Genomic DNA, 21336 nt, shown 5'->3' with positions numbered 1-21336 from the left:
TCCGTCGGAGTCGACTCGTGAAGGCGCTTGTGCTGGCGGGCGGAATCGGCTCACGCTTACGTCCGATCACACACACATTCGCCAAGCAACTTCTCCCCATCGCCAACAAGCCCGTACTGTTTTACGGTCTCGAATCGATTCGGGACGCGGGCATCCGTGAGGTGGGAATCGTCGTCGGTGACACCACCGGGAAAGAGATCGAGGCGGCGGTCGGCGACGGCTCGATGTTCGGGCTGGAGGTGACCTACATCTTCCAGCCTGAGCCGCGCGGGCTGGCGCACGCCGTGGTCATCTCACGCGAGTACCTGGCGGACGACGACTTCGTCATGTACCTGGGTGACAACTTCGTCGTCGGCGGCATCAACGATTTCGTGGACCGCTTCCGCCGCGAAGGCCCGCGTGCGCAGGTCATGCTGACGAAGGTGACCGACCCGCAGGCGTTCGGGGTGGCGGAGCTGAGCGAGGACGGCGCCATCGTCGGCGTCGAGGAGAAGCCTCGGCATCCCAAGGGCGACCTGGCCCTCATCGGCGTTTACGCCTTCGACTCGACCGTGCACCAGGCGGTCGTGGAGATCACGCCGTCCGGGCGGAACGAGTTGGAGATCACCGACGCGATCCAGTGGCTGATCGATCACGGCCACCGGGTCGATTCGGTGGTCACCTCGGGTTACTGGCGCGATGCCGGCAGCGTCCAGGACATCCTCGCGGTGAACAGGTTCGTCCTGGAGGGCATCGAGCCTGCGGTGGCGGGCGAGGTGGACACGGCCAGCGAACTGATCGGCCACGTCGTCGTGGAAGCGGGCGCCGTCGTCACCGACTCCAAGATCGTTGGCCCGGTCGTCCTCGGCGCCGGATCGGTGGTCCACGGCTCCTTCGTAGGGCCGTTCACCTCCATCGACCGAGACTGCGTGGTGATCGACAGTGAGATCGAGCACTCGATCGTGTTGCGCGGCGCCCACATCGAGAGCGTCGCCCGCCTGGAGCGGTCACTTATCGGCAGGGAGACGCGGGTGGTCGCCACCCAGGACGTCTCCAAGACCCACAGGTTCATCCTGGGCGACCACAGCGACGTGCAGGTAGGCCACTGATGCCCCGCCTTCTCGTCACCGGTGGCGCCGGTTTCGTGGGCTCGAACTACGTCCGCGCGCTGCTGTCCGGCGCCTATCCGGCCTGGCGCGGGGCCGAGGTGACGGTCCTCGACCGGCTGACCTACGCCGGCAACCCGGCCAACCTGGAACCGGTCAAGGATCGGCTCGTCTTCGTACAGGGCGACATCTGCGATGAGGACCTGCTCGCCGACCTCGTGCCCGGTCACGACGTCGTGATCAACTTCGCCGCCGAGTCGCACGTCGACAGGTCGATCGCCGACTCCGCCGCGTTCGTGCGCACCAATGTGCTGGGCGTTCAGTGCCTCCTGAAGGCGTGTCTGGACGCGGGTGGCATCCGCGTCGTTCAGGTCTCCACCGACGAGGTCTACGGCAGCATCGAGACCGGTTCGTGGGACGAGGACAGCCCGCTGGCACCCAACTCTCCCTATTCGGCGGCCAAGGCCGGTGGCGACCTGATCGCCCGGGCGTACTTCCGCACCCATGGGCTACCGGTCAGCATCACTCGCTGCGGCAACAACTACGGCCCGTACCAGTACCCAGAGAAGATCATTCCGTTGTTCGCCACCCGGCTGCTGCAAGGCCTGACGGTGCCCCTCTACGGAGACGGCGCCAACGTCCGTGACTGGATCCATGTGGACGACCACTGCCGTGGCATTCAACTCGTCGCCGAGCGTGGCGAGCCGGGGGAGGTCTACCACATCGCGGGCACCGCCGAGCTGACCAACATCGAGCTTACCCGGCGGCTGCTCGACGCCTGCGGAGTCGGCTGGGACCGGGTCGAGCGCGTCCAGGACCGAAAGGGACACGACCGCCGATATTCATTGTCGGACGCCAAACTGCGGCGGCTGGGATACGAGCCGCGCGTCGCCTTCGAGGACGGCCTGATCGAGACCGTCCGCTGGTACGAAGCCCACCGTGACCTGTGGGAACCGCTCAAGCAATCGCGCGCCGTCGCGTAGCCCGAGGAGGCTGGATGACCCACTGCCTGGTGACCGGGGGAGCCGGTTTCATCGGTTCCCACCTGGCTGAGCGTCTGCTCGAGAACGGTCACACGGTCACCGTTCTCGACGATCTCAGCGGAGGCAGCGAAAGCCGCGTTCCGGCCGGGGCGGAGCTGGTCGTCGGTTCCGTGACCGACACCGCCCTCGTGGACACCCTGTTCCACGAGCGCCGCTTCGATCGGGTGTTTCACTTCGCCGCGTTCGCCGCCGAGGCGATCAGCCACTCGGTCAAGAGCCTCAACTACGGAACGAACGTGATGGGCAGCATCACCCTGATCAACGCCGCACTGCAGACGGGGGTGTCGTTCTTCTGCTTCGCCTCGTCGGTAGCGGTGTACGGCCACGGCCAGACCCCCATGCGGGAGTCCTCGGTTCCGGTGCCGGTGGACAGCTACGGCAACGCCAAGCATGTCATCGAGCGCGAGCTTGAGATCACGATGCGGATGCAGGGGCTTCCGTTCACCGCCTTCCGCATGCACAACGTGTACGGCGAGTGGCAGAACATGCGCGACCCCTACCGCAACGCGGTGGCCATCTTCTTCAACCAGATCATGCGCGGTGAGCCGATCACGGTGTACGGCGACGGCGGCCAGGTGCGGGCCTTCACCTACATCGGGGACGTGGTGAACGTGGTGAGCCGGGCCCCCGAGACCGAGAGTGCCTGGGGACGGGTGCTCAACGTGGGATCGGCGAGCACCAACACCGTGCTGGAGCTGGCGCTGGCCGTGCGGTCGGCCGCCGGGGTGCCCGAGCATCCCATCGCCCACCTGCCGTCCAGGAACGAGGTGACGGTGGCCTACACCGCCACGGAAGAGGCGCGCTCCATCTTCGGGAACTGGGCGGACACGCCTTTGACCGAAGGGCTCGCGCGGACCGCGAAATGGGCGGCATCCGTCGGTCCTGCGGAACTGCAGTCGTCGTTCGACCTGGAAATCGGCGGCGACCGGGTTCCGGAATGGGCGCGGCTGGTAGAGAAGAGACTGGAAAACACCGGCACTTTGCACCGGGCGAACCGATAAGGATTGTGATGGACGCCGAGGAAATTCAGCGCCGCGTGCGCGAGCTGGAGCCATGGGTCAACGGATTTGAATACAACGGGGTGCGTTATGCCGAAGGATCTTCCCACGACTATCTGCTGAGCCAGGACCCGGAGCAGCGGGCCAAGGCATTCTTCGCCGCTTTTCCCCAGGCCGGTAGAATTCTCGAACTCGGCGCGCTGGAAGGGGCCGACACCGTGGCGCTGGCACGGCGCCCGGGAACTTCCGTCCTGGCGCTGGAAGGGCGCCAGGAGAACCTGGGCCGCGCCGAGTTCGTGGTGGAGGTCTTCGGTCTGACCAACGTGGAACTCAGGCTCGCCGACGTCGAGCGCCTCGACTTCGCCGAGCTCGGCGCGTTCGACGTGGTGCTGTGTGCGGGGCTGATGTACCACGTCCAGGAACCGTGGGCCCTGCTGGAGAAGATCGCGAGCGTCGCCGGCGGCCTGTACCTCTCGACCCACTACTGGGGCACTTCCGAGGGGCTGGACGCGCTGGCCGGGTACGCGGTCAAGAACGTCCGCGAGGGACATCCCGAACCCCAGGCCCGCGGGCTCAGCGTGGACGTGCGCTGGCTGGATCGCCCGTCGCTTTTCGCGGCGTTGAAGAACGCGGGCTTCACCGAGATCGAGGTCCTGCACGAGCGGGTGTCGGCGGAGGTGTGCGACATCGTCGCCGCGTGCAGGAAGGAGCCGGTCCAGTGAGCCAGGTGGCGCAGAACCATCGTGATCGAGTTCACGAACTCTTGGTGGCCCGATGAGGAGCCTGAAAGGCGCTCGCGCGGTCGTCACGGGCGGGGCCGGTTTCATCGGCTCCCATCTTTGCGAGGCACTCGTCGCGCAGGGCTGCTCCGTGATCTGTGTGGACAACATGTGTACCGGCGAGCCGGGCAACCTGGCGGGCGTGGAGCGGTCGCCCAGCTTCCGCCTGATCCGCCATGACGTGACCGAGCCGTTCACCATAGACGGGCCGGTCGACCACGTCGTCCACCTGGCCTCGCCGGCGTCGCCGCTGGACTACCTGCGCATGCCGCTGGAGACGCTGCGGGTGGGGTCGGCGGGAACGGAGAACGCGCTGCGGGTGGCCGCTGCGCACAGGGCGCGCTTCGTCCTCGCCTCCACCTCGGAGGTGTACGGCGATCCCGCCCAGCACCCCCAGCCGGAGTCCTACTGGGGCAATGTGAATCCCGTGGGGCCGCGAGCGGTGTACGACGAGTCCAAGCGCTACGCCGAGGCGCTGACGGCCGCCTATCGGCGGACGCTCGGCGCCGACACGGCCATCGCCCGGCTGTTCAACAGCTTCGGGCCGAGGATGCGCCGCAACGACGGCCGCGTCGTGCCGACCTTCATCGACCAGGCCCTGGCCGGCGAGCCGCTGACCATCAACGGCTCCGGCGAACAGACCAGATCCCTGTGCTACGTGGACGACACGGTCAAGGGCCTGCTTGCCCTGATGTGCAGCACGGTACCCGGGCCGGTGAACATCGGCGCCACCCAGGAACTCACCGTGAGGGAGATCGCCGAACTGATCGCCGCTGAGGCCGGGGCCGAACTCCGCACGGTCTCCCAGCAGTTGCCGACAGACGAGCCGAACCGGCGTTGTCCCGACATCGAGCTGGCCAGAGCACTTCTCGGTTGGAAGCCAGAGATATCCGTCTCCGAGGGATTACGGCGAACCTTCGGCTGGTGGGCCACCGCGTATCCGCAGGGGGGGCGGATTTGACGAAGGCAGCGAGAGGAGCCGCACGAGGGACGTCGAAGCGGACGCGAAAGGCGGAGGAACGGTGACTCGCCCGCGGATCCTGATCTCCGGGAACTTTCACTGGCAGGCGGGATTCAGCCAGACCGTGGCCGCTTACGTGCGCGCGGCCGACGAGGCCGGCTGCGACATCCGGATCAGCGGTCCGCTGTCGCGGATGGACGACGAGGTTCCGAGGCACCTGCCGGTGGAGCATGACGTGCGCTGGTGCACGCATCTGGTCCTCATGTTCGAGGCCCGGCAATTCCTGTCCGCCGAGCAGATCGAGATGGCCTGCTCGGTCCCCAGGGACCGGCGGCTGATCGTCGACTTCGACGGGCACTGGGGCATCGCCGACGGTGTCCAGGTGGAGGCGCGCAAATACTCGGCCGAGAGCTGGCAGGTGCTCTACTCCACGCTGAGCGACCTGATCCTGCAGCCCAAGGTGGCCGGACCGCTGCCCCCCGGCGCGGAGTTCTTCAAGTGCTTCGGGTTGCCCCCGGTGCGGCACCCGTTGAGCCCGGACCGCAAGCCCGACTACGACCTGCAGTACATCGGCAGCAACTGGGGCCGCTGGCAACCGCTGGCCGAGGTCATGGCGGCGGCGAAGCGGGCGGAACCGCCTCTGAAGTCGCTGCGGGTCTGCGGCCGCTGGTGGGACGGTGACACCTGCCCGGGCTTCGAGGAGATCACCCTCAGCGAGCCCGGCTGGCTGCGCGGTCAAGGTGTCGAGGTCCATCCGCCCGTGCCCTTCGGGCACGTCATCGAGGAGATGGGGCGGTCACTGATCTCCCCGATTCTCGTCAGCTCGCTGGTGAGCGGTACGGGCCTCCTCACCGCCCGGCTGTTCGAGACCCTTGCGTCGGGAAGCCTTCCCGCCGTCCCGCCCGAGGCGGAGTTCATGGTCTCGGTATACGGCGACGCCGCTGAGCACCTGAGGCTCGGCTCCGATCCCGCCACCGCGCTCGCCCGCATGAGCGTGGACTACGAGCGCCACGCGCGCATCGTGGGCGACATCCAGGACACGCTCCGCGAGGCGTACGGCTACCCGCGGTTGCTCAAAGATCTGCTGGCGTTCTTCCGCTGAGGAGATCGCGATGGAACGGCCCGGCCCGGCGCGTGTTCCCTGTGGGACGGCGCCTCCTCCTTTGCGCGGATCGGTCCGGACGGTCCTGCGGCCGTCTACAGCCCGGTGATCTTCAGCTCGCGGACTCACGAGTTCGGCACGTCGTAACCGCCCCCTCATGCCCGTTTCCTGTCCGCACTACGCTCTCCTTCCGGTGCGGGACGGCGGGAAGGGCGTCCGCTCCATCACCTCGCGCCAGAGCTCGTGGACCGAGTCGCGCAACGTCCTTCGCGGTGTCCAGCCGAGCAGGTCACGCGCGGGCCGGGGGTCGACCCGTGTCCAGTCGTCGGTGTCCGCGGACAGGTCCGGGGCAGGACGCTCGACTATGGTGGCCGGCACCCCGCTCACCTCGACGAGCATGTTGACCAGCGTACGCACCGGGACGGCCTCGCCGCGGCCGATGGCGATCGGGGTGTGCCGACCGGTGATCCGCGTCGCGGCGCGGACCGCGTCGGAGACATCCCGGACATCCACATAGTCCCGGCGGGCTTGCAGCGCGGTCAGCTCGATCATCGCGGCCTCGCCGCGGCCGGCCGCGGCGGCCAGGCGGTCGGCCACACGGCCGAGCAGGCTCGCCGGAGGTGCACCCGGACCGGCGACATTGGCCAGCCGCAGTACCACCGCGTCCACGGTCCCGACCGCAGCGGCCGACAGCACCGCCTCGGTCGCGGCCGACTTGAACCGGTCATAGTCGGAGGCCGGCCCAGGCGATCGCTGGGTGGACTCGGTACCGTCCGGCGCGAGGTGCCCGTACTCCAACACCGAGCCAAGGTGCACCAGCCGGGGCACCAACCGGGTTTTTTCCAGTGCCGCCAGGATGTGCCGGGTCGCCCCGACACAGCTGGCCTCCAGCTCGCGGCCGGTCAGGCCCCACTTGCCGCCGGTCGCGTTGATCACCGTGTCCGGGTGCTCGGCGGCCAGTACGGCCGCCAGTTCCCCGGTCGGTGTTTCGGAGACGTCGACGGCCCTGAACCGGTACCCGGGAGCGGACCGGGCCGCGTTCCTCGCCACGACGAGCACGTCCCGTCCCTCCGCGACGAGGTCCTTGCATATCCGGCGCCCTAGGAATCCGGTGCCGCCGACCACGACGATGCGACCCTCACTCACCCTTGCCTCCTGATCGGCTCTCCGTTCCTGACGGGAGGCCGCTGACCCGTCCGCGGCGTCAGCGCCCGCTCCCGAACCTGGTCGACCGGGGCCTGACCGGCGTCCGGCGCCGCTCGGCCCAGGTCGAACGCCTGGGGGCTCGGGCCGCCCGCTCCACAGGCAGAGCGGGAGATCAGCGGCACTCCGGACCGAGCGGCCGACGGCTCATGCGGCGGGCTCCTCGTCGCGCCGCAGAATCAGGAAGCAGACCCCGTCCTCGTTGACGAATTCGTCCAGCAGCGGCGTCAGTCCGGCCTCCACGGCGATCTTGGCGATCAGGTCGACTCCGTGCCAGGCCAGGAAGCCCTTGAACTCGAAGGGATTCGCCTGCTCGTAGCGCTCCGCGTAGAAGTGGAAGAAACTCTGGGTCGACGCGCCGAGGTCGAGGAAGTTGACACCGAAGTGGCCGCCGGTGCGCAGGATCCGGGCGATCTGCCGGAAGTAGAGATAGATCTCGAAGACGTTGAGGTGGATGAAGACGTTGAGGGAGAACCCCGCGTCGAAGCTCGCCGACGGCAGTGTCGCGAGGAAGTCGTTCTGGATGTGGTGGTAGTCGACATTGGTGTGTTCCCGGCAGGTGAGTCGTGCCTTGGCCAGGAACGACTGGCTCACGTCGGTACACAGCAGCCGTCGCACCTGAGGGGCGACCACGTTGGCCATGATTCCCTCACCGCTGCCGATCTCGAAGATCTCCGAGTCCGGGGTCAGCCGCAGCCGTTGTGCGATCCAGTTCGCCCGGTCGACGCGGTCGCGCAGATACTCCTCGCGAGCCTGGGTGCCCGCCAGTTGCACCTGCATCTCCTCCGGGGAGTTCCACTCCCATATCAGGTTGAGGTCACCCATGCTCTGCAGCGGCGGTTTCGCCTTGACGGTCGCCGTGCCTTCCGTGTTGTTCATACGGCCTCCCTCGTGGTTTCTCGTGTGATGTCCTGGCGGCGTGGACGACCCGGACGTCGCCGGTCCGGTGACCGTCACCGGCCGGCCACCAGACCGGCGACGTCGGCGGCGGTCAACTCGCCGGTGCGGGCCAGGGTGGTAAGCAGGTCGGCGACCTGTGCGGCGGTCGGCGCGGCGGCCATGGACCGGCTCAGCTCGACCGCGCGACGCCGGTATTTGTGGTCGAACAGCACCTCGGCGAGGGCCTTGTCGATCGCCTCGCTGTCGATCAGAAGGCCGGGCAGCGTCTTGGTCGCGCCTTGCGGGTCGATCCGCCTGCCGTAGATCTGCGCGTCGTAGTTCAGGGCCAGGGACAGTTGCGGGACGCCCATCGCGAGGCCGTTCATCAGGCAGTTGGCACTGCCGTGGTGAATGATCAGGTCGCAGCCGGGCAGGATCAGTTCCAACGGGCAGTTACGCAGCACCCGCACGTTCGGGGGCAGGGAACCCAGACCGTCCACCTCGGCCACCGCGGCGGTGAGCACCACCTCGGCGGCCAGCTGGGCGGCGGACTCGACGGCGTGGCGGAGCGCGGGCAGCCGCTCGCCGAACACCCCGGTCGCGGAGTTCCCCCACACCACGCAGACGCGTTTTCCCTTGACCGGCCCCAGCAACCACGGATCCACGTCCTGGGATCCGTTGTACGGCTGGTACCTGATGGGAATCCGCAGCGCGTCGCCCATCGGGGGAATGGCCACGTCCGGCGACGGGTCCACCGCGTACCCGATACTGCGGCGTGTCCAGTTCACGCCGTACTTCGCGAAGCAGGACAGGGGATCGGAGGACACCAGGTCGAGGCCGGGTTCGGTCTCCACGGTGCCGATGAAGCCCGGCCCGTAGTACACGCTGGGCACCTCGTACAGCGCGCCGATCAGCGCGCCCTCGGAGGCCATGAGGTCGTGCACCACCAGGTCGGGGCGCCAGGAAGCGGCGAAGTCAACGGCGTTGTCGTAGCTACGCTGGACCGCGGCGATGGTCTTCTTCCAGAAGTCGCTGAGCGTGCCGGTGTCGAAGTCGCGTACGGAGTCCAGCGCCTGCCCGGTGAACGGGTGCAGTGGCAGCGGCATTTCGCCGCTCTGCGGCGGGGTGTTGATCGCCTGCACCCAGTACGCCAGCCGGGCACTCTCCATCATGTCGGCCGCGTCGAGCACCGACACCGGCATCAACCCCGTGGAGATGACTCCCTGCACCTGCTGCGGCGGGCAGGCGACCCGAACCTCGTGTCCGGCCGCCCGGAACGCCCAGGCCAGCGGGATCATGCACATGTAGTGTCCGGCCCAGTTGGACACGGTGAACAGAATCCGCATCGAAATCTCCCTTACTTACCGCTCACTTGATGTCGATGACTGGGCTCTCCGCGAGAGTACCGAGAAAAGGTTCATGATTTCCCTATAAATAGCGCTCGCCGGCCAGATCGTCGCAGAGTGGTTCTGGTGGCAATCCGGTGACGCCGGCGGATCCGCGCTATCTCGCGGATTTCGCGAATTATCTAGGGATTCCTTGAGATTCGCATCGCTACCATGCGTATGTGCGGATCCTGCATGGCGTCTTGCTCGGGAGCGGCCTCGACGCCGGCATCGCAGGCATCGAGTTGGGGCAGGTCGCCGCCATCGCGGTGGACGAGACGGGCTTCTCGAAGAAGCCGCTGGACGGTACCGGCCACGAAGAGATTCTCGCCGAGGGCGACCGCCGGGCCAGGGGGCGCCGAGTTCAAAGCCATTCGCTTCTACCGCGGTCTCGCCGTTGTCGAAAAAGGGCGAACCACGGGGGAACCGAGTCCTCGCGGGGGCCGCGGTGGAGTGGGGACGGACACGCTTCCCGGTAAGCGGAGACCCGATAGTGCCATGGAATTTCGGAAATCTACAGTGCGAGGAAACCATGAACACAGGCGCCGAACTTTATCTCGACCTGATGAAGAAGACGCTGACGAACACCATCTACCAGGACGCGCCGCTTCCCATAGGGCAGCAGCAGGCCGATGGCTACAAGGATTCGCTGCGGGAAAAAGGCAAGGACTGGCCCTCGGTCGCGCACACCATGGTCGGCAGGATTCGGCTCGACCACCTCGAGCGCTGCATGCGACAGGTCATCGAAGACGAGGTGCCGGGCGATTTCATCGAAACCGGAGTGTGGCGTGGCGGTGTGTGCATCTTCATGCGTTCCTTCCTCCGCGCGAACAACATCACCGACCGGCGCGTATGGGTGGCCGACTCCTTCCAGGGCATCCCGCACACCGACCGCTCCAGCCACCCGCTTGACGTGGAACTCGGGCTGCACAACGAGAACTCGGTGCTGGGCGTGTCCATCGAGCAGGTGCGGCAGAACTTCGAGCGGTACGACCTGCTGGACGATCAAGTCGTCTTCCTGGAGGGCTGGTTCAGGGACAGTCTGCCGACCGCGCCGGTGCGCTCCCTCGCCGTGCTGCGCCTGGATGGAGACCTGTACGAGTCCACAATGGACGCGCTGGTCAACCTGTATCCCAAGCTTTCGGTCGGTGGCTTCGTCATCGTGGACGACCACGTCCTGCCCGGTTGCCGGGCGGCCATCAGGGAGTTCCGGGAGACCAACAAGATCACCGACACGATCGAGCACATCGACTGGACGTCGATCGGGTGGCGACGTACCGGCTGATGACATGGCCGCCGATGTAGCGCGACACCGCTTTCCTGGAAAGGGCGGTCAATGCCCAAGGGGCGCCCGCCGAATCGGGTGCCGCACTCCATCGGCTTCCTGATGCCGTAGGCGCCTGCCCGGCGGACCCCGTTACCCGGTCATGACGCTCCTTCGTCGACCAGGTTCGTCGGATCCAGCGAATTCATGAACGAACGCAGGGCGCCGAGGTGGGCGGCCGGCTTGTCCCAGCTCAGCTCGGCGCACCAGGCGATCAGCTCGGTGAGCTCCCCGGTGGCACGCGCCTTCTCCTCGTCGGTGAGGCTGGTGACCGACAGTTCCCGCGGCCACTGCACGACGTTGGCCAGGTCGATGTCCAGTCCCTCCGCGCGAGCGAACTCGAGCAGGTTTCGCAGGTCCCACAGGTTGTCCCGCTGCGGCGACACCTGGAGCCAGACGTCCACCTGGGTCTTGAGCCTGTGCACGTTGTCCACGAACACCTGCCACTTCCCGCCGGTCCTGATCCGCTCGAACACCTCGCCCACGCCGTCGCAGGAGGCACCGATGCCGACGCTCTTGAAGTGCGGGAAGAGGCTGATCGCGTTGTCGGGGGACACCGTGAGGTTGGAGTTGTAGGCCACGTCGACATTGCCCGCGTTCCCGGTTTCCACGAGGAGTTCGAGCAACGCGTAATGACCCGGCTGCATGAACGGCTCGCCGCCCGCGAAGTACAGTCGCCGAATCAGGTGTGCGTTCGCCCGCAGGGTCCGCCACAGTTCCTCGTCGGCGCGGTAGGGGTCGATCACCGCGGAGGACCATGATGGCCGCTGCTTGGCGCCCCACGCCGAGCTCACCGGATAGGTGCACATGACGCACCGCAGGTTGCAGGTGTTGCCGAACCTGATGTCGAGGAAATACGGAAAGTCCTCGACGGTGCCGTCCTGGGCGGTGCGGGCAGCGAGAGTGTCGAGCTCATGTTCGAATCGCTGGTTGATGTTCTGCCGATAGGACTGGGCGCCGTGGTCTTCCCGGAAATAGCAGTATTTGCATGCGTCGACGCGCTGGCCGCTCAGCATCGCCAGCCGGGTCCGTTTCATGTTGGGGCTGTTGAACGCCTCCTGGAGTCCCATCACCCGATCCGGGTTGTCCTCGGCGTATCGCGAACCAGGCGAACAGCCGATCGCGTCGTCGTTCAGCTGGAAGACGGGCTCCTCCTGCTGGTCGTACAACTCGTTGTGGTACATCGCGTTGTCGACGCAGCACCGGCCGTAGACGCCGTCGATGGAGGCGCAGAGATGAATCCACGGCAGGACGCACAAGGTCTTGTCCGTGGCGCCGCCGTCACCGTTGACTTCAGTACTCATGGAAACGCCCCTCGGCTCACCATCGCCAGTACTCTTCATGCGGAACCCGGAATGTGGCGAGCTCCGGCTTGCGCGCCCAGTGCCGTAAGGAGTGGGCGGGGCGGTAGTCGAACGGTTCCTCGTCGCGGAATCGCGATTCGGCCGCACGCATCCGAACGCAGGAACGCAGGACCTGTTGCTTGAGGCCGACGTAGTCCTCGGTGTGCGGGCCCAGTTGCCACTCCACCTCGGCGGGCCGGAACTCGAAGTAGACGACGCGGCGTTGCTTGCCGACCACGGCGGGGGCGCCGTGCAGGGTGAGGATGTTGTGCAGCAGCACATCCCCCGGCCGCATCACGGCGGGTACCGCACCGGTGGTGTCCCACTCGCTGGCGTTGAGCCGATCCGCGGTGGTCCTGATCCGCTCGTCGTCCCAGTAGTTGGATTCCGGGATGCACCAGACGCAGTTGTCCTCGGGGGCGGGATCGAGATAGATCCCGGCGTCGATGACGCGACCCGCTCCGGTGACGCCGACCGCGTCGGCGTACAACCCGGCGTCGCGATGCCAGGCGAGCCGGGGAGCCCCGGCCGGGGTTTTGAAGACCATGCTGTCCCAGGTCGGGATGAGGTTGGGCCCGACGAGCTGTTCCATGATTTGTAGCAGCAACGGGTGACCGGCCAGCATGGCGATCGGACGGGCCTTGTCCACCACGTATTCGATCCGTACCGGCGCGGCGTCCGGCAGGTGCGGCTCCAGGGTCCAGACGGTGTCGTCCATGGACCGCGTCGACCATGCCCGATCGATCAGCGTCTTCCCGGCCTGCTGTACGTCGGCGAGTTCCTCCTGCGTGAGCAGCCCGCGAACGGCGAGCACTCCCTGCCGGCGGAAGGCGGTGACGTGCTCGGGCAACAGTCCGGTCCGCCGGATGTCGCATTCGGGAACCCTGCTGTCGGTGCGTACCTTAGTGACAGGATTCATGACCTGAACCCCTTCCGTTCGGCGGTGGTGAATTCGGACCAGCGCAGTCCGCCACGAAATACCAGTCCCGCTCCAACGCCCTCGCGAATGACGCGCGATCCATCGCGGGCTGCCCGGCCAGCCAGGCCGGCAGGGTGAACACCCGGTACCCCAGCCCGTCGACCAGCAACGACCAGAGATCGTCCGTTGTGGTGCCGTACTCGCGCATCACATGGTCGCCGCCGTGTTCGAAAACGATCACCGGCTTGTCGCGACGCAGTGAGCGGCGCGCACCTCGCAGAGCCAGCACCTCGCCTCCCTCGACGTCGAGCTTGACCAGGTCGATGCGCACATCGGGTGGGATGACGTCGTCCAGGCGCACGGTGTCGACGGTGATCTCGCGCAGGGTCTCCGCCGGCCGGTCGTAGGGGCGTCTGCGCAGGCCGCTGTAGCCCGGGTTGGACACCACGTGCACGAAGCTCTGTGAGCCCGTGGTGTCGGCGGCGGCGGCCCTGATCACCGCGACTGAAGGCAACCTGGCCGCCAACTCGTCGGCGAAGGCGGGCAGCGGTTCGATCGCGAAGTGCCTGCCCTCGGGCGCCACCCGCACCAGGTGCTGGGTGATCTCGCCGACGCCCGCGCCGAGGTCGACGCACCCGGCGGTCGTGGTGCAGACCTGTTCGATGATCTGGATGGTGAGCCGGTCGTACTCGTCGTTGCGATCGAGGGGGTCGATCACCCGCTGCCCGCTCACGTCGAGGGTTCCTCGCCGTGGGCCTGGGACGGCGGTGGGGGCGAGGTCCGGGTCACGGGTTCCGCCGGCCGGCTTCGTCCGATGCCGAGCCGGGGGCTGGTCATCAGGTACAGGCCGGTGTCCGGGTCGAACAGCTCATGTCCGTCGAGCCTGTTGAGCGCCTCGCTGACCGGGGACTTGGGGGTGTGCGTCTCGGCCATCCTGCGGGCCTGCTCGGCGGCGACGAACAGGCGGTCGACGGAGTTGTCCGCGTCGCCGTCGGGCATCTGCGGCTCGGGAGCGCGGCCGGCCACGGCGTCGCCCATGTCGGCGAGCCCGGCGATCAGCTGGGCGAAGGCCCTGGAGCCGTCCACCTTTTCGTAGTCGGTCTCGGCGTGGTCGCCGACAAGCCTGTCGGCCAGGGCGAAGTAGTTGTCCTTGCCCGCCTGCTGCTGGTAGACGGCCGCGACCAGTGTGAACAGGCGCTCGAAGGCGTTGCGGTAGAGCGTCTCGTAGAACGCGCGGGCCTGCTCCTCGTCGACGTCGCCGTTGACGGTGGCCAGAATGGCCGCCGCGGAGAGCATGCCGCTGTAGAGCGCCAGGTGTACGCCGGTGGACAGCAGCGGGTCCAGGAAGCACGCGCTGTCGCCCGCGGCGAAGTAACCCGGGCCGCAGAAACTGTCGGCGACGTAGGAGAAGTCCTGCTCGACCCGGACGCCCGGCTGGTAGGTCCCGTTCGCGAGCAGACCGCGCACCGACGGAGACTCCTCGACCAGCGAGGCCAGCATCGCTTCCAGGGACGCGTGCCCCGAACGGCGCTCAAGGAACCGCGTCTGGTGGCAGACGAATCCGACGCTGTAGCGGTTGTCGCGCAGCGGGATCACCCAGTACCAGCCGTCCGGGGCCGAGATGACGTTGATCCCGCCCTTCGGCGAGCTGGGAAGCAGAGATCCTCCCTGCCAGTAGCCCCAGATGGCGACGTTCTTGAACGTCTCGTTCGCCCGCCGGTGCTTGAAATGCCGGGCGGGAATCAGACCGGTCCGGCCGGAGGCGTCGACGACGAAGTCGAAACGGGTGGTGCGCGGCTCACCGGTGTGCGACTCGGACCACTCCGCAGCCACGGCGCGGTCGCCCTCGAAGACCACGCGCTTCACCTCGGCGCCCTCAATGACCCGGGCGCCCTGTTTGGCGGCGTTGGTCAGCAGTACGTGGTCGAAGTCGTCGCGGTCGACCTGCCAGGACCGCACGCCGGGGCCGAAGATCTCGGCCCAGTCGATGGCCCAGTCCTCCCTGCCCCACCGCAGCAACACACCGTTCTTCTCGGTGTAGCCGCGGGCGTCGACCTCGTCCAGCGCGCCGACGAAATCGACGATTGTCCGGCACGACGACGCGATGGACTCGCCGATGTGGTAGCGAGGAAAGTTTTCCTTCTCCAGCAGCGTCACGGACAGGCCCGCACGTGCGAGCAGTGCCGCCGCGGTCGACCCGGCCGGACCGCCACCGATGACCAAGACCTTGGTGACCATGAATCTCCTCATCGAGAGGCGGGATAATTTACCGAACCACACCCTACGGCGGGCGGAAAATGGCGTTCAACAATTCGGGGGAATGTCTAGTGGGAGCTTTAGTGGAGCGTTCGCACACCGGGCGATTTTCTGTCGTGATCGCTGTCGTGCCGGAATAAACGAGTGAGGAATGCCGATGGGCCGCGGGTACGCCCAGGGCTCGTTGGGGGAATGGAACAACGGTACGGCGGTGACCGAAGAGGCGGTTGCCGGCCTGTCGAAAAGTCAGGTCCGCAGGGGTGAATTTCAAACCGGCGTTCCGGGAAACCGGGACCGACGACCTGCGGCCGACCGGCTCGAAGCCGAACCGCTAAAGGGTTTCCAGGACCTCGCGGAGCGCGCCGATCACCTTGTCTTGGAGGTCCTGCGGCATCGACGGGTACATGGGCAGGGAGAAGACCTCTCCGGCCAGTCGTTCGGTGACCGGGAGCGAGCCGTCGGCGTAGCGAAGCTGCGTGAACCCGGTCATCGTGTGCACCGGCCAGGGGTAGCTGATGGTCAGGGTGATGTCGTAGGCCCTGAGCCGTTCGATGATGGTGTCGCGCTGCGGGTGACGCACGACGTAGAGATAGTAGACATGCTCGTTCCCGGCGGTCACCGACGGCAGGATCAGGCCGGTGGAGTCGAGGATGTCGCCGAGCCCCTCGGCGTAGCGGCGGGCCACCGCGCGCCTGGCCTCGATGTAGGCGTCCAGCCGGGTGAGCTTACGCCGCAGGATCTCTGCCTGCACCGCGTCGAGGCGGCAGTTGTGGCCGGGTGTCTTGACGACGTAGTAGACCTTCTCCATGCCGTAGTAGCGCAACCGCCGAAGGCTGCTGTCGAGGGCCTCGTCGGCGGTGACCACCGCACCGCCGTCCCCGTAGGCGCCCAGCACCTTGGTGGGATAGAAGGAGAACGCCGCGGCGTCGCCCATGGTGCCCGCCGTCCTGCCGTGCTGCCGGGCACCGTGCGCCTGGGCGCAGTCCTCGAGTATGAGCAGGCCGTGGTCGGCCGCGAGCCGCGTCAAGGACGTCATGTCCACGCACTGGCCGTAGAGGTGTACGGGCAACACCGCCTTGGTCCGCGGAGTGATCACCTCGGCCACCCGGTCCACGTTCATGAGGCAGTCCTGCTCATGAACGTCGACGAAGACGGCCCTGGCGCCGACGGCGTCGATGGCCAGCACCGTCGGTGCCGCCGTGTTGGACACGGTGATCACCTCGTCGCCCGGTCCGACGCCCATCGCCTGCAGGGCCAGCTTGATCGCGTTGGTGCCGTTGTCCACCCCGATGCAGTGGGGCATGCCGTGGTAGGCGGCGAACTCGTTTTCGAACCCGTCGACACTCTCGCCGAGTATGAGGTTGCCGGACCGGAAGACCTTCTCAACCGCGTCGAGCAGGTCGGCCCGCTCCTGGTGATACTCCGCTAGGTAGTCCCACACCCGAATTGCCATGTCTCTGCCTCTCCTAGGACTGAGTCTGGGAGCGGACTGCCCGGACACTCATGTAGTCGTTGTCTCGATCGAGGCGCAGTGCTTGACCGCTGAGATAGTCGACGCCGTCGGCGTAGCTGTAGGGCTGCATGAACCCGCCTGCCCGTACGTCGCGGTAGAGGCGTGCCAGTGGGTGGCCGGCCGAGTACGCCTGACCGCCGACCATCGACATGCTGTCGGTGACGACGCGCAAGGTCAGGTCGTTGACCGTCATCTTCGCCCATTGGAACGGCGTCATCATCCGTCGTCCCCGCTCGTCGAGGTCCATCGTGTACTTGTCGTTGAGCAGGTCGGCGTTGAGCAGTGCGGCGGCGGTCGCCGTGCGCAGCGCGTACAGCCGGGCATCGGACTCGGCGATGGTGGAACGCACGCCCGAGGAGACGTCCGGGCCGCGCTTGGCGCAATGCTCGACCGCGATGTCCCTGGCCGCCTGGGCGATTCCCGCGTAGATACCCAGCATGGTGATCGAACTGATGGTCTGCCCGGCCAGCACCGCGTCCCGGCGTGATCCCACCGGACCCCGGTCGAGGATGTCGGCCTCCGGTACCGGACAGTTGTCGAAATCGACGTCCAGCGTGCCGGAGGCCCGCATGCCGAGACCGTCCCAGTCCGGCCGTACGGTCAGCCCGCGGGTGTCCCGGCTCAGGAGGGGGACGGCAAGTCTTGGCACATCGCCGTCGCGCCGCAGCGCGTGCACGAAGAAGTGTGTGCCGATCGGTGCCATGCTGACCAGTGTCTTGCGGCCGGACAGCCGCCAGCCACCCGAGGCGTCCCTGGTGAGCGTGGTCACCACGCCAGGGGCGTCCTTCAGCCCGGTGCAGACGGCCGCCTCGCCGGTGGCCATGGCCCGCAGCAACCGTTCGGCCAACGCGGAGGCGGCAGGGGCGCCGTGGCGCCACTCGTAGGTCAACGTCAGCGCGCGGCTCAGCTGGACGTGCAGGGCCAGGGCCGTCGAGGCGTCGGCCTCGGCCAGGACGCGCAATCCCACCGCCAGGTCGTACAGTCGGTTGACGCCGAGACCGCCCAGTTCGGCGGGCACGGCCGCGCCCATCAGGCCGACCTTGGCGAACCCGCGAAACGTGTCCACCGGGAAAACGCCGTTCTGGTCGTTCGCGCGAGCCTCTGCCCGGATTCCGCTGGTGAAACCGGTCAGCAGGTCCACCATCATCTCGCCCTCAGGTGAGATCGGTGTCCGGAGATCTGACGTACTCAAATACGCAGTGTCGCTTGATATCGCCCGTTTCATTTTCGGCTCCCGACGGCCGGCGCGAGTCCGTGACCACATCCCCGCTCTTTCGATATGCAAAGCCAAGATATATGAACAAGAGTTACCGGTAAGGCGTCAAACGAGAGTCGGCGACCAAGTCTAGTCGAATCACTCGAACTGACCGGACTTTAGTCGATGGGTATGGTGTGCACGCCGTCGGCGCCGCTACATTGTCTCGACTTCGAGTGGAGGTCTCATGAAGATGCTGTTTATCCCGGGGCCGGCGAAATCAAACGTATTTGGTCTTGCTCCCCTGGCGATCGCCGCACGGGCAAGCGGTCACGACGTCATTCTCGCCTCCACGGAGGAGGCCGTCGCCGCGGCGGCGAGTGTCGGCGTGCCCGCCATGATGACGAGCCCTTTGTCGTTGACGCAGCTGATGACGACGGATCGCGTGGGCGATCCGCTACGAATTCCCAGCGACGGCGCCGAGCTGTCGATCTTCGTCGGCCGGATGTTCGGCAGGCTGGCCGCCGCGAGCCTCGACCGGTTGCGGACCCTGATCACCTCCTGGCGGCCGGACGTCCTCGTCTGCGGGCCGCACGCCTACGCAGGGCCCGTCCTCGCCGCCCACTTCGACCTGCCCTGTGTGCGCCACCTGCTCACCGGGACACCGGCGGATCGGGAGGGCACCCACCCCGGCGTCGACGACGAGCTACAGCCCGAGTTGTGCGCGCTTGGCCTGGACCGCGTTCCGGACTTCGACCTGGCCATCGACATATTCCCGGAGAGCATCCGGCCCGAGGGCGCACCGGTGCAGCCCATGCGGTGGACGCCCGTCAACGAGCAACGCCCGCTCGAACCGTGGATGCTCGCCCCGGGCGAGCGCCGCCGGGTGTTGATGACCGCGGGCAGCCTGGCCACGCCCACACACGGCACCGGCCTGCTGCGCAACCTGGTGGCCTCGCTCGCGGAGCTCGATGTCGAACTGGTCGTCGCAGCCCCCGACGAGGTGGGTGTCCTGCTGCGCGGCGAGCGCGGTGTCGCCAACGCGGGCTGGATGCCGCTGGACGTGGTGCTGCCCACCTGCGACCTGATCGTGCACCACTCCGGCACGATGACCGCGCTGACGGCGATGCACGCCGGTGTCCCGCAGCTGATCATCCCGCAGGAGAGCCGGTTGATCGACTGGGCTCGCTCGCTGGCCACCAGGGGCGTCGCGATCACGCTGCCGCCCGGGGAGGACACCCCGGACGCCGTAACGCGGGCGGCCGGAGATCTGCTGACCGACCCGGTCTACGCCACCGGGGCCCGTGACCTCGCCGATGAGATCGCCGCGATGCCCCTGCCCACCGACGTCCTCGACGTGCTGAAGTAGAGAGGCGGGCCGATGACATCGGGACGCAGGCGTGTTGCGACGATCACGGTTGGCACCAACGAGATCAAATGGCTGCGCCGCTGCTTCGCGTCGCTGCTCGACAGCGACACCGAAGGCTTCGACCTGGACGTCCACTTCGTCGACAACGCCTCCGCCGACGGCAGCGTCGATATGGTCGCGCGGGAGTTCCCGCAGGTGAAGATCACCCGCAATCCCGCCAACCTCGGGTTCACCGGGGCCAACAACGTGGGCATCCGGACGGCGCTCGCCGACGGCGCCGACTACGTCTTCCTCGTCAACCCGGACACCTGGACCCCGCCACGGCTGATTCGTACGATGGTCGAATTCGCCGAGCGATGGCCGGAGTACGGCATCATCGGGCCGCTGCAGTACTGCTATGACGCCGAGTCGGACGAACTGGTCGAGTTCAACGCCTGGACGAACATCGCGCTGTGGCTGGGGGAGCAGCACGCGTTCGCGGGTGACCGGCTGGATCACCCGTCTCCGGCGAGCAGCTTCGAGGGGCGGGCGCCGCGGACCCTTGAGCACGCCTATATCCAGGGGGCGGCGTTGTTCGCGCGGGCGGCGATGTTACGCGAGATCGGCATACTCGACGAGGTCTTTCACACGTACTACGAGGAGGTGGACCTCTGCCGGCGTGCCAGGTGGGCGGGCTGGCGGGTGGCTCTGCTGCTCGACGAGGGCATCCAGCACTACGGTGGCGGCGGTGCCACCACTCGTAGCGCCTATACCCGGGTGCACATGCGACGTAATCGCTACTACTACCTGCTCACCGACGTCGACTGGAGTCCGGTCAAGGCGGCCCGGTTGGCCACCCGTTGGCTGGTGGCGGACTTGTTCGGCAAGAGTGTGGTCGGCAGGGTCGACGCGGCGACCGGCGCGCGCGAGACCGTGGCGGCGCTCAAGTGGCTGGCGGGCCACGCACCGACGATCGTGGAGCGTCGGCGCAGCCACCGGGTGCTGCGCACGGGGCGTGGGGTGGCCTGATGACGTGGGCCCGCGTCCTCGTCGCCGGAGACCTCCATCGGCACGCCGGGTTCGGCCAGACCGTGGCGGGTCACCTCACCGTGATGCCGAGGGGCCGGGCGTGAGGCGTACGCCCCGGGGGCGTGACCGGCATGCCGGTCACGCCCACGTCATCCAGGGCCGATGTTCCGGGTCGGTGACCTCGACCGGGGCACTCATGAACACCAGTACGTACGCGCGCCGTGGTTGGCCGGTCTGGTTCGGTCCGGCGTAGTGCGGGGTCCGGAAGTCGTGCATCACCGCGCCGCCGGGCGCCAGCGGACATGCGACCCCGGCAGCCGGGTCCACCTCGTCGGTCATCAGACCGCGGATACGGTCGTCGTTGTCGATGTGGTGGTGGGGGAGCACCGGACCGAGGTGGCCGCCGGGCAGGTAGTGCAGGCAGCCGCTTTCGACCGTGGCATCGTCCAACGTCGTCCAGATACTCAGCCCACGACGGCTCCACCGCGGGTCCATGTACGCCTCGTCCTGGTGCCAGGGTGTCGGGGCACCGTACCGGGGCGGTTTCAAAATGGCGTGTCCGTAGAATTCCAACTCGTTCTCGGGGATGGCCAGAAAGGCCGACGCGATAGCCCGGCACCGTGCGAAATGCGCGCTTTCCAGCAATTCTGGAACGTATTTCTCTGGCCGGACTATCTGTGGCAGCAATGGCGACTCTTCGCGGTCGGCCTGGCCTGCGATGTCGTAGTAGTTCTCCGCGCCCGGAATTCCGCGCTGGACGAACAAGCGATCGTACACTTCCCGTAACCACGCCACTTCGGACTCGTTCGCCACCTGGGGTAAGATCGCGAATCCATTACGGCGGAACTCCTCCAGAGTACGACGGTCGATGGTGCTCGCCCCGCTCAAGTCGTCTCCTCTCCTAAGGACGTCTCCCGATGCACAGGATACGCGGACCGGTTCACCGTGAGCACTAGACCGGGGTGTAAATTAGG

General features: G+C 67.2%; 19 protein-coding genes. 9 read left to right on the top strand and 10 right to left on the bottom strand.

From position 1 onward, the window contains the following. Window positions 1–17 precede the first annotated feature (17 nt). From ACIBH4_RS32515 to ACIBH4_RS32490, 6 genes are all read left to right on the top strand, one after another. Complete coding sequence (locus ACIBH4_RS32515) at window positions 18–1088, top strand: glucose-1-phosphate thymidylyltransferase (RefSeq protein ID WP_362517945.1); 1071 nt, start codon at window positions 18–20, stop codon at window positions 1086–1088. Then, window positions 1088–2068, top strand: coding sequence for a dTDP-glucose 4,6-dehydratase (rfbB, locus tag ACIBH4_RS32510; RefSeq protein WP_362517943.1), 981 nt, complete (start codon window positions 1088–1090; stop codon window positions 2066–2068). Before ACIBH4_RS32515 ends, rfbB begins: the two co-directional genes overlap by 1 nt. 14 nt (window positions 2069–2082) lie before the next feature. Next, window positions 2083–3129: an NAD-dependent epimerase/dehydratase family protein gene (locus tag ACIBH4_RS32505; protein WP_362517940.1), complete on the top strand. Its 1047-nt coding sequence runs from the start codon at window positions 2083–2085 to the stop codon at window positions 3127–3129. An 8-nt stretch (window positions 3130–3137) separates the two neighbouring features. Then, the gene (locus ACIBH4_RS32500) at window positions 3138–3848 is read left to right on the top strand and encodes a class I SAM-dependent methyltransferase (RefSeq protein WP_362517937.1); all 711 of its coding nucleotides are present in this window, start codon (window positions 3138–3140) and stop codon (window positions 3846–3848) included. 52 nt (window positions 3849–3900) lie between these two features. Then, window positions 3901–4866: an NAD-dependent epimerase/dehydratase family protein gene (locus ACIBH4_RS32495; RefSeq protein WP_362517935.1), complete on the top strand. Its 966-nt coding sequence runs from the start codon at window positions 3901–3903 to the stop codon at window positions 4864–4866. A gap of 61 nt (window positions 4867–4927) precedes the next feature. Continuing rightward, window positions 4928–5968 (top strand): hypothetical protein, encoded by a 1041-nt coding sequence (locus ACIBH4_RS32490; RefSeq protein ID WP_362517932.1) that lies wholly within the window; start codon window positions 4928–4930, stop codon window positions 5966–5968. A 177-nt stretch (window positions 5969–6145) separates the two neighbouring features. Here ACIBH4_RS32490 and ACIBH4_RS32485 read toward each other — a convergent pair whose 3' ends face one another. The 3 genes from ACIBH4_RS32485 to ACIBH4_RS32475 all read right to left on the bottom strand — a co-directional run bounded on the left by ACIBH4_RS32485 (window position 6146) and on the right by ACIBH4_RS32475 (window position 9396). Continuing rightward, window positions 6146–7114 (bottom strand): NAD(P)-dependent oxidoreductase, encoded by a 969-nt coding sequence (locus ACIBH4_RS32485; protein ID WP_362517929.1) that lies wholly within the window; start codon window positions 7112–7114, stop codon window positions 6146–6148. 204 nt (window positions 7115–7318) lie between these two features. After that, the gene (locus ACIBH4_RS32480) at window positions 7319–8050 is read right to left on the bottom strand and encodes a class I SAM-dependent methyltransferase (RefSeq protein WP_362517926.1); all 732 of its coding nucleotides are present in this window, start codon (window positions 8048–8050) and stop codon (window positions 7319–7321) included. A 74-nt stretch (window positions 8051–8124) separates the two neighbouring features. Continuing rightward, window positions 8125–9396 (bottom strand): nucleotide disphospho-sugar-binding domain-containing protein, encoded by a 1272-nt coding sequence (locus ACIBH4_RS32475; RefSeq protein ID WP_362517923.1) that lies wholly within the window; start codon window positions 9394–9396, stop codon window positions 8125–8127. Window positions 9397–9967: 571 nt separating this feature from the next. Here ACIBH4_RS32475 and ACIBH4_RS32470 point away from each other — a divergent pair. After that, window positions 9968–10720 (top strand): TylF/MycF family methyltransferase, encoded by a 753-nt coding sequence (locus ACIBH4_RS32470; protein ID WP_362517920.1) that lies wholly within the window; start codon window positions 9968–9970, stop codon window positions 10718–10720. Window positions 10721–10860: 140 nt separating this feature from the next. On the opposite strand, the gene ACIBH4_RS32465 is transcribed toward ACIBH4_RS32470, so the two are convergent. The 6 genes from ACIBH4_RS32465 to ACIBH4_RS32440 form a co-directional block, all read right to left on the bottom strand. Beyond that, window positions 10861–12063, bottom strand: a complete 1203-nt coding sequence (locus ACIBH4_RS32465; protein WP_362517917.1) for a twitch domain-containing radical SAM protein — start codon at window positions 12061–12063, stop codon at window positions 10861–10863. Between the two features lie 16 nt (window positions 12064–12079). Continuing rightward, window positions 12080–13021, bottom strand: coding sequence for a phytanoyl-CoA dioxygenase family protein (locus tag ACIBH4_RS32460; protein ID WP_362517914.1), 942 nt, complete (start codon window positions 13019–13021; stop codon window positions 12080–12082). Next, window positions 13005–13754 (bottom strand): FkbM family methyltransferase, encoded by a 750-nt coding sequence (locus tag ACIBH4_RS32455; RefSeq protein ID WP_362517911.1) that lies wholly within the window; start codon window positions 13752–13754, stop codon window positions 13005–13007. Before ACIBH4_RS32455 ends, ACIBH4_RS32460 begins: the two co-directional genes overlap by 17 nt. After that, entirely contained in the window at window positions 13751–15259 is a 1509-nt protein-coding gene (locus ACIBH4_RS32450; protein WP_362517908.1) for an NAD(P)/FAD-dependent oxidoreductase, read from the bottom strand. Before ACIBH4_RS32450 ends, ACIBH4_RS32455 begins: the two co-directional genes overlap by 4 nt. Before the next feature lie 349 nt (window positions 15260–15608). Further along, complete coding sequence (locus tag ACIBH4_RS32445) at window positions 15609–16730, bottom strand: DegT/DnrJ/EryC1/StrS family aminotransferase (protein WP_362517905.1); 1122 nt, start codon at window positions 16728–16730, stop codon at window positions 15609–15611. 13 nt (window positions 16731–16743) lie between these two features. Beyond that, on the bottom strand, window positions 16744–17982 hold the full coding sequence (locus tag ACIBH4_RS32440) for an acyl-CoA dehydrogenase family protein (RefSeq protein ID WP_362517902.1): 1239 nt from the start codon (window positions 17980–17982) through the stop codon (window positions 16744–16746). A gap of 250 nt (window positions 17983–18232) precedes the next feature. Between ACIBH4_RS32440 and ACIBH4_RS32435 the strand changes: the two genes are divergently transcribed. Next, a complete protein-coding gene (locus ACIBH4_RS32435) occupies window positions 18233–19354 on the top strand; it encodes a nucleotide disphospho-sugar-binding domain-containing protein (RefSeq protein ID WP_362517899.1) in 1122 nt (373 codons plus the stop codon). A gap of 12 nt (window positions 19355–19366) precedes the next feature. Further along, window positions 19367–20362: a glycosyltransferase family 2 protein gene (locus ACIBH4_RS32430; RefSeq protein WP_362517896.1), complete on the top strand. Its 996-nt coding sequence runs from the start codon at window positions 19367–19369 to the stop codon at window positions 20360–20362. Window positions 20363–20500: 138 nt separating this feature from the next. Here the strand turns inward: ACIBH4_RS32430 and ACIBH4_RS32425 are convergent, their stop codons facing one another. Continuing rightward, on the bottom strand, window positions 20501–21250 hold the full coding sequence (locus tag ACIBH4_RS32425) for a phytanoyl-CoA dioxygenase family protein (RefSeq protein WP_362517893.1): 750 nt from the start codon (window positions 21248–21250) through the stop codon (window positions 20501–20503). Between the last annotated feature and the right edge of the window lie 86 nt (window positions 21251–21336).

The organism is Streptosporangium sp. NPDC050284 (assembly GCF_044459525.1).
Classification (GTDB): Bacteria; Actinomycetota; Actinomycetes; order Streptosporangiales; family Streptosporangiaceae; genus Streptosporangium.
Note: the sequence above shows the minus strand (reverse complement) of the source record. Positions and strands in the feature narration are given on the sequence as shown.

Excerpts from the sequence above, each read along its gene's own strand:
- ACIBH4_RS32505 (WP_362517940.1), top strand. The coding sequence starts at position 2,083 with ATGACCCACTGCCTGGTGACCGGGGGAGCCGGTTTCATCGGTTCCCAC.
- ACIBH4_RS32495 (WP_362517935.1), top strand. The coding sequence starts at position 3,901 with ATGAGGAGCCTGAAAGGCGCTCGCGCGGTCGTCACGGGCGGGGCCGGT.
- ACIBH4_RS32445 (WP_362517905.1), bottom strand. The coding sequence starts at position 16,730 with ATGGCAATTCGGGTGTGGGACTACCTAGCGGAGTATCACCAGGAGCGG.
- ACIBH4_RS32465 (WP_362517917.1), bottom strand. The coding sequence starts at position 12,063 with ATGAGTACTGAAGTCAACGGTGACGGCGGCGCCACGGACAAGACCTTG.
- rfbB (WP_362517943.1), top strand. The coding sequence starts at position 1,088 with ATGCCCCGCCTTCTCGTCACCGGTGGCGCCGGTTTCGTGGGCTCGAAC.
- ACIBH4_RS32475 (WP_362517923.1), bottom strand. The coding sequence starts at position 9,396 with ATGCGGATTCTGTTCACCGTGTCCAACTGGGCCGGACACTACATGTGC.
- ACIBH4_RS32470 (WP_362517920.1), top strand. The coding sequence starts at position 9,968 with ATGAACACAGGCGCCGAACTTTATCTCGACCTGATGAAGAAGACGCTG.
- ACIBH4_RS32480 (WP_362517926.1), bottom strand. The coding sequence starts at position 8,050 with ATGAACAACACGGAAGGCACGGCGACCGTCAAGGCGAAACCGCCGCTG.
- ACIBH4_RS32460 (WP_362517914.1), bottom strand. The coding sequence starts at position 13,021 with ATGAATCCTGTCACTAAGGTACGCACCGACAGCAGGGTTCCCGAATGC.
- ACIBH4_RS32435 (WP_362517899.1), top strand. The coding sequence starts at position 18,233 with ATGAAGATGCTGTTTATCCCGGGGCCGGCGAAATCAAACGTATTTGGT.
- ACIBH4_RS32450 (WP_362517908.1), bottom strand. The coding sequence starts at position 15,259 with ATGGTCACCAAGGTCTTGGTCATCGGTGGCGGTCCGGCCGGGTCGACC.
- ACIBH4_RS32500 (WP_362517937.1), top strand. The coding sequence starts at position 3,138 with ATGGACGCCGAGGAAATTCAGCGCCGCGTGCGCGAGCTGGAGCCATGG.
- ACIBH4_RS32430 (WP_362517896.1), top strand. The coding sequence starts at position 19,367 with ATGACATCGGGACGCAGGCGTGTTGCGACGATCACGGTTGGCACCAAC.